General features: G+C 61.5%; 12 protein-coding genes. 9 read left to right on the top strand and 3 right to left on the bottom strand.

Going from position 1 to position 14,869, the window contains the following annotated elements:
• Positions 1-240: 240 nt before the first annotated feature.
• On the bottom strand, positions 241-642 hold the full coding sequence (locus ACIPOO_RS24700; protein ID WP_400610460.1) for a GFA family protein: 402 nt from the start codon (positions 640-642) through the stop codon (positions 241-243).
• Between the two features lie 332 nt (positions 643-974).
• On the opposite strand from ACIPOO_RS24700, the gene ACIPOO_RS24705 reads away from it, so the two are divergent.
• The 9 genes from ACIPOO_RS24705 (at position 975) to ACIPOO_RS24745 (ending at position 11,459) form a co-directional block, all read left to right on the top strand.
• On the top strand, positions 975-2,282 hold the full coding sequence (locus ACIPOO_RS24705) for a CitMHS family transporter (RefSeq protein WP_274135275.1): 1,308 nt from the start codon (positions 975-977) through the stop codon (positions 2,280-2,282).
• 67 nt (positions 2,283-2,349) lie between these two features.
• Positions 2,350-3,117: a TerC family protein gene (locus ACIPOO_RS24710; protein WP_274135273.1), complete on the top strand. Its 768-nt coding sequence runs from the start codon at positions 2,350-2,352 to the stop codon at positions 3,115-3,117.
• Positions 3,118-3,377: 260 nt separating this feature from the next.
• A complete protein-coding gene (locus ACIPOO_RS24715) occupies positions 3,378-5,030 on the top strand; it encodes a Na/Pi cotransporter family protein (RefSeq protein ID WP_274135271.1) in 1,653 nt (550 codons plus the stop codon).
• A 58-nt stretch (positions 5,031-5,088) separates the two neighbouring features.
• Entirely contained in the window at positions 5,089-6,471 is a 1,383-nt protein-coding gene (locus ACIPOO_RS24720) for a M16 family metallopeptidase (protein ID WP_400610463.1), read from the top strand.
• Between the two features lie 256 nt (positions 6,472-6,727).
• Positions 6,728-7,903 carry a DUF5924 family protein gene (locus ACIPOO_RS24725; protein ID WP_274135268.1) on the top strand — a complete coding sequence of 392 codons (1,176 nt, stop codon included), beginning with the start codon at positions 6,728-6,730 and terminating at the stop codon, positions 7,901-7,903.
• Positions 7,904-7,913: 10 nt separating this feature from the next.
• Positions 7,914-9,083 carry an MlaE family lipid ABC transporter permease subunit gene (locus tag ACIPOO_RS24730; RefSeq protein WP_400610466.1) on the top strand — a complete coding sequence of 390 codons (1,170 nt, stop codon included), beginning with the start codon at positions 7,914-7,916 and terminating at the stop codon, positions 9,081-9,083.
• Between the two features lie 11 nt (positions 9,084-9,094).
• Positions 9,095-9,886, top strand: a complete 792-nt coding sequence (locus ACIPOO_RS24735) for an ABC transporter ATP-binding protein (protein ID WP_400610583.1) — start codon at positions 9,095-9,097, stop codon at positions 9,884-9,886.
• Positions 9,886-10,824, top strand: coding sequence for an MlaD family protein (locus ACIPOO_RS24740; protein WP_400610585.1), 939 nt, complete (start codon positions 9,886-9,888; stop codon positions 10,822-10,824). Before ACIPOO_RS24735 ends, ACIPOO_RS24740 begins: the two co-directional genes overlap by 1 nt.
• Entirely contained in the window at positions 10,821-11,459 is a 639-nt protein-coding gene (locus ACIPOO_RS24745; RefSeq protein ID WP_400610468.1) for an ABC-type transport auxiliary lipoprotein family protein, read from the top strand. The genes ACIPOO_RS24740 and ACIPOO_RS24745 overlap by 4 nt, the downstream gene beginning before the upstream one ends.
• On the opposite strand, the gene ACIPOO_RS24750 is transcribed toward ACIPOO_RS24745, so the two are convergent.
• Positions 11,432-12,670, bottom strand: coding sequence for a nucleoside recognition domain-containing protein (locus ACIPOO_RS24750; protein ID WP_400610470.1), 1,239 nt, complete (start codon positions 12,668-12,670; stop codon positions 11,432-11,434). The two genes, ACIPOO_RS24745 and ACIPOO_RS24750, sit on opposite strands and share 28 nt — an antisense overlap.
• Positions 12,671-12,892: 222 nt before the next feature.
• The gene (gltP, locus tag ACIPOO_RS24755; protein WP_274135263.1) at positions 12,893-14,224 is read right to left on the bottom strand and encodes a glutamate/aspartate:proton symporter GltP; all 1,332 of its coding nucleotides are present in this window, start codon (positions 14,222-14,224) and stop codon (positions 12,893-12,895) included.
• Positions 14,225-14,869: the final 645 nt, after the last annotated feature.

Below are 14,869 nucleotides of genomic sequence, written 5' to 3' on the forward strand. Positions count from 1 at the left end.
CGATTTCTCCCACGGTCTGTACTGCGGCTAACAGTCAGAAGCTGGCTTTTGGTCCCACCCACCCCTTCGAGTCCTACCATACAAGCTGGCTTGCCTGCGATCTGCCGCAAAGCGGCAGCAAAAACCTGAAACTTCGGCAGTGTCAGACCCAACGCGTGTCCTGAATCACTGCCGGTTCCCGGCAGATCGCAGGCAAGCCAGCTCCCACGGCCTCCGGCCAGAAGCCGCTCCATAGCGACCCTAAATGCTCTCCTCACGCTCTTCTGGCAAATGCTCATCAAGGTGCAGCCACGGCAACCGGCTGTCGGTCCAGATATGCCGCTCGGCCGGGGCCTTCTCTGGATGGTCGAGGGTGCCGATGGTCACATCCATGGTGTCGGGACTGTGCTGGCTGAACAACGCCATCTGTGCCCCACAGTTGCTGCAGAAAAACCGCACGCAGGTGGGGCCTGAATCGTAGGCCGCAGGGCTTGCCCCCAGCCACTTGAAGGCGTCGAGCGGCACGGTGATCCAGGTGACCACGATGCCCCCGGAAGTACGCCTGCAGATCGAGCAATGACAGTGGGCGATGTCGCGCAATGGCGCATCGAATTGATAACGCAGGCGGCCGCAATGGCACCCGCCAGTATGACTGTGTGTCATGGCCGCTCTCCCTTACGTGTCTTCCCTCTGACTGCCAAAAGCCCGATTTGCTGCATTTTTCCGACGGCGACGAGCGAAACCCCGGCGAAAGCTGGCTGAAAGCTTGGCCCTTTAGGATCGCCTCACCTCCGGCGACAGACCGGTCAGCCAGGACGAACGCACCTCGACGTTCTCCGGCCCATCTACAACAACAATTTCGGTGATTCTGATGCTTGCTCTTGCTACCCCTGCGCTGCACCTCCCGTTCGCACCCTCACTCCTCGCGCCGCTCGTCCTGAGCTGATTGCTTCGTATCACACGTTCTTTCGTCGCGTAACGCCTGGAGTATTTCTATGTTGACCTTCCTCGGCTTCGCCATGGTCGTCGCCTTCATGTACCTGATCATGAGCAAACGCCTGTCGGCGCTCATCGCCCTGATTATCGTACCTATCGTATTTGCCCTGTTCGGCGGGTTCGCCACCGACATCGGCCCGATGATGCTCGCCGGCATCAGCAAACTTGCGCCCACCGGCGTGATGCTGATGTTCGCGATTCTGTATTTTGCCCTGATGATCGACTCCGGCCTGTTCGACCCGGCCGTGCGCAAGATCCTCAAGCTGGTCAAGGGCGACCCGGTCAAGGTATCGGTCGGCACCGCCGTGCTGGCACTGGTCGTCTCGCTGGACGGCGACGGCGCCACCACCTACATGATCTGCGTGGCCGCCATGCTGCCGCTGTACAGCCGCCTGGGCATGAGCCCGCGAATCATGGCTGGCCTTATCATCCTGGCGGGCGGCGTGATGAACATGACGCCATGGGGCGGCCCGACCGCCCGTGCGGCGAGCGCGCTGCATGTGGATCCGTCCGACATCTTCGTGCCTATGATTCCTGCAATGCTCGCCGGCGTAATCGCCATCCTGGTCATCGCCTACTTCTACGGCAAACGCGAACGTGCTCGCCTCGGTGAACTGCACCTGCCGGGCGATGAAGTCGATCACAGCGAAATCAGCGTCTCGCAGTTTCCTGAAGCCCGTCGCCCCAAGCTGATCTGGTTCAACGGCGCGCTGACCCTGGTGTTGATGATCGCGCTGATCATGGGCGTGCTGCCGCTGCCGGTGCTGTTCATGATCGCGTTCAGTATCGCCATGATCGTCAACTACCCCTGCCTGCAGGCGCAGAAGGATCGCATCGCGGCCCACGCCGGTAGCGTGCTGGCCGTGGTCGGCCTGATCTTCGCCGCCGGTATCTTCACCGGCATCCTGTCCGGCACCGGCATGGTCGATGCCATGTCCAAGAGCCTGCTGGCTGTGATTCCTGACGCGATGGGGCCTTATCTGGCGGTCATCACGGCGGTGGTCAGCATGCCGTTCACATTTTTCATGTCCAATGATGCGTTCTACTATGGTGTGCTGCCGGTGCTGTCCGAGGCCGCTGCGCATTACGGCATCAGCCCGGTGGAAATGGCACGTGCCTCGATCGTCGGCCAGCCCGTCCACCTGCTGAGCCCGCTGGTGCCATCGACCTATCTGCTGGTCGCGCTGGCCGGCATCGAATTTGGCGATCACCAGCGCTTCACCCTGAAATGGGCGGTGCTGGTCTGCGTCTGCATACTGATCGCCGCGCTGATGATGGGCATCTTCCCTGCATTCAGCAGTCTATAAATCACAATGACAGCCGGGCTTGCGCACACGCGACGGCCTGGGCTCAACAAGCTCAAAGGAAAACGTAATGGAATGGCTGACCAACCCTGAGATCTGGGTTGCTTTCTTGACCCTGACCGCGCTGGAAATCGTTCTGGGTATCGATAACATCATCATGATCTCGATCCTGGTCAGCCGCATGCCCAAGGCCATGCAGCCGCGCACGCGCATCTTCGGCCTGGCGCTGGCGATGGTCACGCGCATCCTGCTGTTGCTGTCGATCACCTGGGTCATGCGCCTGACCGACGACCTGTTCGTGGTACTGGGGCAGGGCATCTCCGGGCGCGACCTGATCCTGTTCTTCGGTGGCCTGTTCCTGCTGTGGAAAAGCTCCCAGGAGATCTACCACGGCCTGGAAGGCGAGGAAGAGCAACTGGAGGAGCCCAAAGGCAAGGGCGGCCAGTTCCTGTACACCATTGTGCAGATCGCGATCATCGACATCGTGTTCTCGCTGGACTCGGTCATTACCGCCGTGGGCATGGTTTCCCACGTGCCGGTGATGGTCGCGGCGATCATCGTCGCCGTGCTGGTCATGATGCTGTGCTCGGGCGTCATCAGTGACTTCATCGACAAGCACCCATCCCTGAAGATGCTCGCGCTTTCGTTCCTGATCGTCGTCGGTACGGTACTGATCGCCGAATCCTTCGATGTGCATGTGCCAAAGGGCTACGTGTACTTCGCCATGGCGTTCTCGCTGGCGGTGGAAGCGATCAACATCAAGATGCGCACAGCCATGGCCAAGAAGCGGGCTTTGAAGGACCCTGTGAAACTTCGCAAGGACGTTCCGGGTCAATAACAACCGATGCGTTGTAGCTGAATGGAACGGGGCATTGAAAAATGCCCCGTTTTTCATGCGCGGGTATCGCGCTTCAAATGGCTGATTTGTTACAGTTTTGTTTCACTGAATAATCGTCTGTGCCATGCTGGCAATAAGGCCTCGGGCCGACTAAAGCTTTAGTTGAGCATGCTTATCACGATAAGACCCAAGCGCTGTCGCTCGCTACACGCTGTACTTTCAATCCTTGCCCATTGGGCACACTACAGGGGGCTTTTTGTATGCTGACCCTGCTCGATTTGCTTTCCGCCGTCGCGCTGTTGATCTGGGGCACGCACATCGTTCGCACGGGCATTCTGCGCGTCTATGGCACGCAGCTTCGCCTGGTGCTCAGCCAGAACATGTCCAAGCGACCGCTGGCCTTCATCGCCGGCATCCTCGTCACCGCACTGGTGCAGAGCAGCAACGCCACTGCCATGCTGGTGACCTCGTTCGTCGGCCAGGGGCTGATGGGCCTCACGCCCGCGCTGGCGATCATGCTCGGTGCCGACGTCGGTACTGCGGTCATGTCCCGAATCCTCACGTTCGACCTGTCGTGGCTCTCGCCGCTGCTGATCTTTCTCGGGGTGATTTTCTTCCTTTCGCGCAAACAGACCCGCATCGGCCAACTGGGACGCGTCGGGATCGGCCTGGGCCTGATCATTCTGGCGCTGCAGCTGATCGTCACCGCAGCGGCGCCCATCACCCAGGCCGCAGGCGTCAAGGTGCTGTTCGCCTCGCTGACCGGTGACATCCTGCTCGACGCCCTGGTCGGCGCCATGTTCGCGCTGATCTCCTATTCAAGCCTGGCGGCGGTGCTGTTGACGGCCACCCTGGCCGGTGCGGAAATCATCAGCCTGCCGGTCGCCATCGGCCTGGTCATCGGCGCCAACATCGGCAGCGGCCTGCTGGCGTTCATGAGCACCAGCATGCAAAACGTCGCCGGGCGCCAGGTGGCGCTGGGCAGCCTGCTGTACAAACTCATCGGCCTGTTGCTGATCATCCCGGTGCTGACACCACTGGTGCACTGGATGGACTCGCTGGAGCTGAGCCCGGCCAGCCTGGTCATCAGCTTCCACGTGATCTACAACTCACTGCGCTGCCTGCTGATGCTGCCGACCGTTGCGCCGATGGGCCGCCTGTGTGCGTCGATCCTGCCGCAGCCGGCCGAGGCCAACGGCCAGACCAAGCCTCGCCATCTGGACCTTTCGGCGCTGGCCACGCCGAGCCTGGCGCTAGCCAACGCGGTGCGCGAGACCCTGCGTATCGGCGATCTGATCGAGAGCATGCTCAGCGCCATGCAGGAGGTGCTGCGTGGCAACCAGACAGCCGTGACCCAGGAAGTGCGGCGGCTGAACGACGACATCGAAGTGCTCTACAACGCGATCAAGCTGTACCTGGCGCAAATGCCTCGCGAAGACCTGAGCGATCAGGACAACCGCCGCTGGGCCGAAATCTTCGAGCTGTCGATCAATCTGGAACTGGCCAGCGGACTGATCGAGCGTATGCTGCGTAAGGTCCAGCAGCAGAAGACCGCCCAGCGCCGCTCCTTCTCAGAAGTGGGCCTTGAGGAGCTTTCCGGGTTGCACGAACAACTGATCGCCAACCTGCGCCTGGGCTTGTCCGTGTTTCTCAGTGGCGACCCCGAGAGCGCGCGTCAATTGCTGCGGGAAAAACGTCGTTTCCGGGCACAGGAACGGCGTCTGGCCCATGCCCATGTCAGCAGACTGCAACGTAAAATCGTGCAGAGTATCGAGACCAGTTCGCTTCACCTCGAGCTGATCGCCGACATGAAACGTCTGAATTCCATGTTCTGCAGCAGCGCCTATGCCGTACTTGAAACCAGCGACACCGGGGCCTTGTCCAGCGAAAGCGAGCCTGAACAATCGAGGTGAACGCCAGGGCCGGTCTGAAGTCTGTTACACATACCGGCCCGCAAGGAAGCCCGTTTTTATGCGTTGCCTGCTGTTCGTTTGCCTGTTTGTGACATCCCTTTCCTCCATGGCCATCGACCGCTTTCGGGTGGAAGGCTATGTATTGCCCAACGGTTTGCAGTTGCTGCTCAAACCGGCTGAAAAAGGGCACGTTTCCATTCGCCTGGTGGTGGGCGTCGGCTTTGACGATTTTCCCTGCCAGGACAAAGAGCTGCCGCACCTGCTTGAACATCTGCTGTTCAGCGGCATCGACGACTCCGGCGAGGGCGGCCTTGAGCAGCAGATGCAGGCGTTGGGCGGGGAGTGGAATGCGTTCACCAGCAACACCGACACCACTTTCGTGATCGAGGCGCCCGCGCAGAACCAGCGCAAGGTGCTGGACCTGCTGCTCGACGTCCTGACTCACACCCAGATCAACCAGACCAACCTGGATACCGCCAAGCGCATCGTCGAGCGTGAAGACGGCGGCCACTATTCGCACCTGCAACGCTGGCTGGACAAGCGCGATCTGGGCAACAGCGCAGGCAGCCAATTGGCGGTGGAGCTGGGCCTCAAGTGCGCTGAACGTCCGCAGGTCGATCATTTGACGCTGGAACAGATCGAGCACATCCACGACAACTGGTACGCGGCCAACAACATGACCCTGATCATCGTTGGCGAACTGGACAAGCTGCTGCCGGCCTATCTGGAACGCACCTACGGCCAGCTCAACGCGGTGGACCCCAGCGAACATCCGCCACTGGCCACCGTCACCGACAAGGCCGAGCCGGAACGCGCGCTGATTCGTGGCGCTTTGGGCGATGGTGCCAAGCTGCACCTGTTGTTTCCTGAACCGGACATGGGCGAGCAACATGATGAAACCTGGGACCTGGTCAAAGCCTATCTGGACTGGGCGCTGTACAGCGACCTGCGTCTGGACAAGGGCTTGTCCTACGGGCCTTCGGCGGAACGCGAAGCCTATGGCGACACCGGTTTTCTCAGCCTGAACGCCGACCTTGATCGGGACGATGTGGATGCCGCAGTCAGCGCGGTGCGCGGGATGCTTGAGCGGCTGCGCAAGGAAGGCATGGACCCTGCGACCTTCGCCCGCCTGCAACAGGCCTCGATTTCCAGACAGGCATGGGCGGTGCAGGGCAACAGCGCGCTGGCGGACTATTACTGGGGCGCGCTCAATGATTACGAAGACGGACGCTTTGAGGATCCGGCCAAGCGAACCCGCGCCGTAAGCCTGGACCTGGCCAACCGCGCCATGCGTCAGATGCTGGCGCAGCCGGGGTATCTGCGGATTGAAAAGCCGCTGGTCAGTTATGACGAGGCGTACGAGATCGGGTTGGGGTTGCTGGCGTTGGTGGTGCTGCTGATCGTCTGGCGCTGGCGGGCCTATAGAAAGCGGCACATCTGACCCTGTGGTGACCTTGAGGCCGCTCCCGCCGGCAAGCCGTGCTGCTACGGGATCGGTGTTAGACCCAGACTCTGCGAACACCCCGATCCCCGTAGCAGCCGGGCTTGCCCGCGGGAGCGATCTTGAGGACGCCACGCCGGCAAGCCGGACTGCTACGGTGTTGGCGATTTCGGGGCCGCCATGAATATTGATCGGCGGTAATGGGGATGTTGGTATCCTGCTCAGGATTTTTCCTAACGCCAAAGTGATGACCGCAATGCCCGACCTCAACGCCCTCATACAGAACTCACTGGTACAGCGCGTACTGGAGTTCATGAAACGCTATCCGGGGCTGATTGCGCTGTTCGGGTTCGGCTCGGGGATTGCCAGTTTCATCATGGTGGACCGCCAGTCCCGCCCCGGCAGCTGGATTGCGGCCATCCTGCTCATCAGCTGGGTGTGGCTGATGGTCGAGAACAGTGCTGTAAGGCTGATCGCAAAGATCTTCAAACGCGAAATCCCGCAGCCGCTTCTGCGCTATGCCACGCAGATGATCCATCAGGAAAGCCTGTTCTTCGTACTGCCGTTCTTCTCCATCACCACCACCTGGAACAGTGGCCAACTGGCGTTTACCGGCCTGTTGGCCATCGCGGCGCTGATCTCCATCATCGACCCGCTCTACTACAAATGGCTGGCACCGCGCCGCTGGCTGTTTCTGGCCCTGCACACCCTGACCCTGTTCGCCGCCTTGCTCACGGCGATGCCGATCATCCTGCACCTGACCACCGCCGAGAGCTACAAGCTGGCGCTGATCGCTGCCGTGCTGCTGTCATTCCCAAGCCTGGCGTCGAGTTTCCCGATCAACACCTGGAAGCGCGGCGTGGGCCTGGTCGCGATGACGCTGGCCATCGGCGGGGCCGGCTGGCTGCTGCGTTCCTGGGTGCCGCCGGCCACGCTCTGGCTGACGGAAGTGGCGGTCAGCACGCAATTCGACAACCAGAACCGCACCCCCGGCGAGAGCATCCAGGAAGTCGGCGTCAAGCAGTTGCGCAGCGGCGGGCTGTACGCCTACACCTCGATCAACGCGCCCCGTGGTCTGGATGAGCGGATTTATCACGTTTGGAGACACAATGGCGAAGAGGTTGATCGAATTGCTCTAGACATCCGAGGTGGACGTAAGGAAGGCTATCGGGCCTGGACGCACAAACAGAATTTTCCACCGGATGTGCTCGGCAAATGGCAGGTGCGAGTGTTGACTGAAGACGGCCAGATGATCGGCGTCTTGCGTTTCGAAGTCACTGACAGGGACCAGCCCGCCGTGACCCGGAAAAAGATCACGCCAGCGGGCCTGAAGCCCGGCGCAGACACCTTGAGCCCGGATGACCCGGACGCTGAAAAACCTGATGACAAAGCGCCTGCGGACAACACGCCTGACCCGGCCAAAACCAACTAAGCTCGTCGCTATGACCTCAATCACCCACCTTGCTGTCAACACGCCGAAGGTCACGGGAACCGTCTCGCTGGACACTTCGGCCCAGCCTGCACAGCTCTGGATCGCCGGAGACTGGACGCTTGCCCATTACCACCAGCTCAAGCGCCAGACCGACGCCCTGAATGCAGGCTTCAGCACCGATACCCAGGTGGACATGAGCGGCCTGGGTGCGCTGGACACCGCCGGGGCGTCGTTGCTGGTCGAATTGCTCGGGGTCCAACGGCTGCGGCTGCTGGCCGTTCAGGCGCCCAACCTGCCCGAATCCAGCCGTGCCCTGATGCAGACGATCCAGAGCGCCCTGTGCGACTACTGCCAGCCGCAGAAAGACCCGGAAGTCGCGGTCGGCACCCAGCTGCTGGCGCGCATCGGCTCGGCGGTGGAGGTGATCTGGAAAGACACCCTGCAATTGCTCGGCTTCGTCGGGCTGATCCTGCAGACCTTCGTCGCCACCCTGTTTCGCCCCAAACGCTGGCGCACCACCTCGGTCATCGCCCACATCGAGCAGATCGGCCTGGACGCCGCGCCTATCGTTGCCCTGCTGACGTTCATGGTCGGCGCCGTGGTGGCGTTTCTCGGCGCCACGGTGCTCAAGGCATTTGGCGCGACGATCTTCACGGTCGACCTGATCGGCTTCTCGTTCCTGCGCGAATTTGCCGTGCTGCTGACCGCGATCCTGCTGGCCGGCCGCACCGCCAGCGCCTTCACCGCGCAGATCGGCTCGATGAAGGCCAACGAAGAACTCGATGCCTTGCAAACGCTGGGGCTCAGTCCTACAGAGATGCTGGTGCTGCCTCGCGTGCTGGCACTGCTGATCTCACTGCCGATGCTGACGTTTCTGGCGATGATCTGCGGCATCGTCGGTGGCGGCGTGGTCTGCGCCTTGTCGCTGGGGATTTCCCCGGCCATGTTTCTCTCGCTGATGCAGGCCGACATCGGCGTTCAGCATTTTCTGGTGGGCATCGTCAAAGCGCCGATCTTCGCCTTCTTCATCGCCGCCATTGGTTGTCTGGAAGGCTTCAAGGTAGAAGGCAGTGCTGAATCCGTGGGCGCTCATACGACATCGAGCGTGGTGCAGTCGATTTTCGTGGTCATCGTGCTGGACGCACTGGCCGCGATGTTTTTCATGGAGCTTGGCTGGTGACCCGACGTTGTGTGCAACCCAGTGAAGCGGTGATTCAAGTGCGCGGCCTGTGCAATCGCTTCGGCCCGCAGGTGGTCCATGAAAACCTTGATCTGGACCTGTATCGCGGGGAAATCCTCGCGGTGGTCGGTGGCTCGGGCAGCGGTAAATCCGTGTTGCTGCGCAGCATCGTCGGCCTGCAGCGGCCGGCGGAAGGCAACGTGAAGGTGTTGGGCCAGGATCTGCTGAATCTGCCCGACAATGCCCGCTCCCAGGTCGAGCGACGTTTCGGCGTGCTGTTTCAGAAAGGCGCGCTGTTCTCGTCGCTGACCATCACCGAAAACGTCGCCCTGCCGCTGATCGAGCACGCGGGATTGAGCCGCGAAGAAGCCGAGCACCTGGCCGGGATCAAGATGGCGCTGTCGGGCCTGCCGCTGTCGGCCGCGCACAAGTACCCGGCCTCACTCTCGGGCGGCATGATCAAGCGTGCTGCCCTGGCCCGGGCGCTGGCGCTGGACCCGGACATCCTGTTTCTCGACGAACCCACGGCGGGCCTGGACCCCATCGGCGCCGGCGCTTTCGACCAGTTGATCCTGACCCTGCGCGACGCCCTGGGTCTGAGCGTGTTCATGGTCACCCACGACCTGGACACCCTCTACACCATCACTGACCGCGTCGCGGTGCTGGCTCAAAAGCGCGTACTGGTGGCCGATAGCATCGACAAGGTTGCGGCGACCAACGACGCCTGGATTCACGAATACTTCCATGGCCCGCGCGGCCGTTCGGCCTATGCAGCGGCCACCCACCCACACGAGGTCTCATGATGGAAACCCGCGCCCATCACATTCTGATAGGCCTGTTCACGGTGATCGTGGTGGTCGCCGCACTGCTGTTCGGCCTGTGGCTGGCCAAGTCCAGCGTCGACACGGCATTCAAGGATTACCAGGTGGTGTTCAACGAAGCCGTGACTGGCCTGTCCCGTGGCAGCCCCGTGCAGTACAGCGGCATCAAGGTCGGTGACGTGGTGCAACTGCGCCTGGACCCGCAGGACCCGCGCCGCGTGCTGGCGCAGATCCGCGTGACCGGCGAAACCCCGATCAAGCGCGATACCTTCGCCAAGCTGGCGTTGAACGGCATTACCGGGACCTCGATCATCCAGCTCAGCGGCGGCACGCCACAGAGCGAACAGCTCAAGGGCGAGGGCGGCAACCTGCCGGTCATCATCGCTTCGCCCTCGCCGATTTCGCGCCTGCTCAACGACAGCAATGACCTGATTACCGGGGTCAACGTGTTCCTGCACAACGCCAACGAGTTGCTGTCGTCGAAAAACGTCCAGGCACTGAGCAGCACCCTTGAGCATCTGGAAAAGACCACGTCGGTGATTGCCGACGAGCGCGACGACATCCGCCAGACCCTCAAGCAACTGCTGGCATTGAGCAAGCAGGCGAGCACCACACTGGACCAGACGTCCACCGCCATGCGCAACGCGAACCTGCTGTTCACGGTCGATGGCAAGCAGGCGATTGCAACCGGCCAGGCGGCCATGCTGTCGCTGCAACAGAGCACCGACACCATCAACCAGCTGATAAAGGCCAACAAGGGTTCGGTGGATGGCGGATTGCAGGGGCTTGGCGAACTGGGCCCGGCGATTCGCGAACTGCGTGAAACCCTCAGTTCACTCAAAACCATCTCTCGCAGCCTCAACGCCAACCCCAGCGGCTACCTGCTCGGTAGCGACAAGAACAAGGAGTTCGAGCCATGAGGCTTGCCGGTATTACCTTCACTCGACTGTTGCTGGTGAGCGCACTGGTGTCACTGGGGGCTTGTTCGATCCTGCCTAAACAGGAACCCTCCGACGTCTATCGCCTGCCCACGGCCCAGACCAGCAGCAAGGCCGCAGCGCCGACGCCCTGGTCGCTGCGGGTGGCCAAGCCGAAATCCAGCGAAACCCTGGACAGCCCACGCATCGCGGTGATCCCTCAGGGCGATGTGATCAGCAGCTACAAGGGCGCACGCTGGAGCGATCCGGCGCCGGTGCTGTTGCGTAACCGCCTGACTGACGCCTTTTACCGCGATGGCCGGGTGCAGTCGATCAGCACCGATGACAGCAACCTGCAGGCCGACTTCGAACTGGGTGGGGAATTGCAGGCGTTTCAGAGCGAGTACCGCGGTCAGGCCATCGAGGTGGTGATTCGCCTGGACGCGCGCCTGGCCGACGATCACCAGCGCATCGTCGCCAGCCACCGTTTCGAAGTGCGTCAGCCGGTAGCCGACAAACAGGTGTCAGCGGTGGTGGCAGGCTTCGGGCAGGCCAGCGACACGCTGACCGCCCAGGTGTTGCAGTGGACGCTGGAGCAGGGCCAGCGGCGTTACACGGCCGACGCGAAGAACCAGTAGCAGACGAAGATCGCCGCCACCACGCCGGCCAGCTCCGCCAGCAGCGCGCAGCCCACGGCGTGACGTGCGCGCTGGATGCCGACCGCGCCGAAGTACACCGCCAGCACGTAGAAGGTGGTTTCGGTGCTGCCCTGAATCGTCGCGGCTACCAGCGCGGGAAAGCTGTCCACGCCTTGGGTTTTCATGGTTTCGATCAACATGGCCCTGGCGGCACTGCCCGAAAACGGCTTGACCAGCGCGGTGGGCAGGGCATCGACGAAGCGGGTGTCCAGACCCATCCACTGAATGCCGTGGCGGATGCCTTCAAGCAGTAGATCCAGCGCCCCCGACGCCCGCAGCACACCGACGGCGCAGAGCATCGCCACCAGATACGGCAGCAGGTTCTTGGCCACGTCGAAGCCTTCCTTGGCGCCTTCGACGAAGGTTTCGTACACCTTGACCTTGCGCAGCGCGCCCACCACCAGAAAGATCATGATGATGCCGAACAGCGTCACGTTGCCCAGCACCGACGACAGGCTCGCCAGTGCGGTGGCCGACAGCCCGGCCAGGATCGCCATGAAGCCGCCCAGCAGCAGCGCGCCGGGAATCAGGTAGGCCAGCACCACCGGGTCCCACAGGCGCAGGCGCTGCATGAACGCTACCGAGAGCAGGCCCACCAGGGTCGAGGCGCTGGTGGCCAGCAGGATCGGCAGGAACACCATGGTCGGGTCCACGGCGCCTTGCTGGGCGCGGTACATGAAGATGGTCACCGGCAGCAGGGTCAGGGACGAGGCGTTGAGCACCAGGAACAGAATCTGCGCGTTGCTGGCTACGGTCTGGCTGGGGTTGAGCTCTTGCAGCGAACGCATGGCCTTCAGGCCAATGGGCGTGGCGGCGTTGTCCAGGCCCAGGGCATTGGCGGCGAAGTTCAGGGTGATGAGCCCCAGTGCAGGGTGTCCGCGAGGCACTTCGGGCATCAGGCGATGGAACAGCGGGGCGAGGACCTTGCCGAGCCAGTCGACGATCCCGGCCTTCTCGGCGATGTTGAGAAAGCCCAGCCACAGGGTCAGGGTGCCAAACAGCAGGACCATGACCTCGACCGACAGCTTGGCCATGGCGAAGATGCTCTCGACCATCGCGGCAAAGATGCCGGCGTTGCCACCAATCAGCCATTGAGCCAGTGCGGAAACCGCCGCCACCACGAAAAAGCCAAGCCACAGGCCATTGAGCATCAGTAAATCCCCTCGCTAGATGCGGGGATGATAGCGGCGGGGGCGCAAACAACAAACCCCACGACCGCTGTAGGAGCGCGCTTGCCCGCGATTGCGGTACATCTGCAACACATTTGTTGTCTGACACACCGCAGTCGCGGGCAAGCGCGCTCCTACAGCCAAAGGTTCTGCAGAAACAACAAACCCCGGACAGGCCGGGGTTTGTGTTCAACGCGGGAGCGGTCAGTCGGTGGTCGACTGGCCAACCGGCATCGATTGCTTGCTGCGCAGGTTCGGCAGCGAGTTCCAGTAGCGCTCGCCCTTGGCGTCGTCGTACATGCCTTCCCACCGTGCGATGACCAGCACCGCCAGCGCGTTGCCGATCACGTTCAGCGCGGTGCGCGCCATGTCCATGATGCGGTCGACACCGGCAATGAACGCCAGGCCTTCCAGCGGAATACCAACGCTACCCAGGGTCGCCAGCAGTACCACGAAGGAGACGCCCGGCACACCGGCGATACCTTTGGAGGTGACCATCAACGTCAGCACCAGCATGATCTGGGTGCCCACGGACAAGTCGATGCCGTACAGCTGGGCAATGAACAATGCCGCGATGCTCTGGTACAGGGTCGAGCCGTCGAGGTTGAACGAGTAGCCGGTCGGGACCACGAAGCTGCTGATGGCTTTCGGCGCGCCGTAGGCTTCCATCTTCTCGATCACGCGCGGCAGCACGGTTTCGGAGCTTGCGGTGGAGTAGGCCAGCACCAGCTCATCCTTGAAGATGCGCATCAGCTTGATGACCGAGAAGCCGAACAGGCGGGCGATCAGGCCCAGCACCACGAAGGCGAAGAACGCGATGGCCACGTAAACCAGGATCACCAGCTTGGCCAGCGGCAGCAGGGAGGCGAAACCGAAGTTGGCGACGGTCACGGCGATCAGCGCGAATACACCAATCGGCGCGTAGTTCATGATCATGTGAGTGACCTTGAACATGGTTTCCGAAACGCCCTGGAACACCTTCACCAGCGGCTCGCGCACTTCAGCGTTGAGGCTGGACAGACCCAAGCCGAAGAACACCGAGAAGAAGATGATCGGCAGCATGTCGCCACGGGCAACGGCGGCGAAGATGTTCGACGGGATCAGGTTGAGGATCGTCGCGATCAAGGCGTGATCGTGCTGCACTTCGGCCGTGGTTTTCTCGTATTGCGAGATGTCCACAGTGCCCAGCGTGCTCATGTCGATGCCGGTGCCCGGGTGGAACACGTTGGCCAGCAGCAGGCCGACAACAATGGCGATGGTGGTGACGATTTCGAAGTAGATGATCGTCTTCAAGCCAATGCGGCCCAGTTTCTTCGCATCACCGACGCCCGCAATACCCACCACTAGGGAGGAAATCACGATCGGGATCACGATCATCTTGATCAGACGGATGAAGATATCGCCGGCAGGCTGCAGGATGTTGCTGATCCACCACGCCTTTTCAGCGCTGAAGTGGTTGAGCAGCGCTCCGAGCGAGATACCCAGGACCAGACCGATGAGGATCTGCCAGGCGAGGCTCAGTTTTGCCTTCTTCATTTCAATAACCTTTGTTGTAGTTGGCGAGAACAGCTTCCATCGACGCTTTGGAGCCGCTCTTGTGAAGCGACTGGGTGGCGCGAATGCCCTTGAAACTGTTCAGAGAAGGTCACCGCAATTGAGCATCCAAGCTCTCGGCAAGCGGAAAAAAGGCGCAACTATTCCCACGCAAGAGGCCATCGTCTAATGCCGTAAATGACTACCTCATGCCGAATCGGCATGAGGAAAATCAAATACTTAGCAAAAAACGCCCTGAAACGGAGCATAAGACCTGTGCAGGAATCTGCTGAGAAGTGGCTAAAACGTCGCCTGTAGCGCGATGAGACGCGTGAAGCGGCAAGCAAGTGACAAATTGGTCATGGGTGGCCAATTCGCAAGAAGGGGGAAGATATTTCTCGATATACGGTCGCAGGGAGGGAAAAAACGGAAGGGAAGATCGATTGCGCGTCGCAAGTCCATGATCGGATCGCCTCGCGAGCGGCTCTGACAATGGACTTGCTTGGCGGCTTCCTGACCCGGCCCACGAATGGGAGCACTCCCTGTGCACCTGAGACGCTGCGACCACTCCCTTGGTCAGAACGTCCCGACCCCTTGGTCACGCGCAGACCCTCCTCGGGTTACGCGGCTGTCGGGAAGACCAAATGC

The organism is Pseudomonas sp. NPDC090201 (assembly GCF_044746825.1).
In the GTDB taxonomy this organism is placed as follows: domain Bacteria; phylum Pseudomonadota; class Gammaproteobacteria; order Pseudomonadales; family Pseudomonadaceae; genus Aquipseudomonas; species Aquipseudomonas putida_AD.

Coding starts and splice junctions, on each gene's coding strand:
- ACIPOO_RS24710 (WP_274135273.1), top strand. CDS start 2,350: ATGGAATGGCTGACCAACCCTGAGATCTGGGTTGCTTTCTTGACCCTG.
- ACIPOO_RS24715 (WP_274135271.1), top strand. CDS start 3,378: ATGCTGACCCTGCTCGATTTGCTTTCCGCCGTCGCGCTGTTGATCTGG.
- ACIPOO_RS24745 (WP_400610468.1), top strand. CDS start 10,821: ATGAGGCTTGCCGGTATTACCTTCACTCGACTGTTGCTGGTGAGCGCA.
- ACIPOO_RS24730 (WP_400610466.1), top strand. CDS start 7,914: ATGACCTCAATCACCCACCTTGCTGTCAACACGCCGAAGGTCACGGGA.
- gltP (WP_274135263.1), bottom strand. CDS start 14,224: ATGAAGAAGGCAAAACTGAGCCTCGCCTGGCAGATCCTCATCGGTCTG.
- ACIPOO_RS24725 (WP_274135268.1), top strand. CDS start 6,728: ATGCCCGACCTCAACGCCCTCATACAGAACTCACTGGTACAGCGCGTA.
- ACIPOO_RS24720 (WP_400610463.1), top strand. CDS start 5,089: ATGCGTTGCCTGCTGTTCGTTTGCCTGTTTGTGACATCCCTTTCCTCC.
- ACIPOO_RS24700 (WP_400610460.1), bottom strand. CDS start 642: ATGACACACAGTCATACTGGCGGGTGCCATTGCGGCCGCCTGCGTTAT.
- ACIPOO_RS24705 (WP_274135275.1), top strand. CDS start 975: ATGTTGACCTTCCTCGGCTTCGCCATGGTCGTCGCCTTCATGTACCTG.
- ACIPOO_RS24750 (WP_400610470.1), bottom strand. CDS start 12,670: ATGCTCAATGGCCTGTGGCTTGGCTTTTTCGTGGTGGCGGCGGTTTCC.
- ACIPOO_RS24740 (WP_400610585.1), top strand. CDS start 9,886: ATGGAAACCCGCGCCCATCACATTCTGATAGGCCTGTTCACGGTGATC.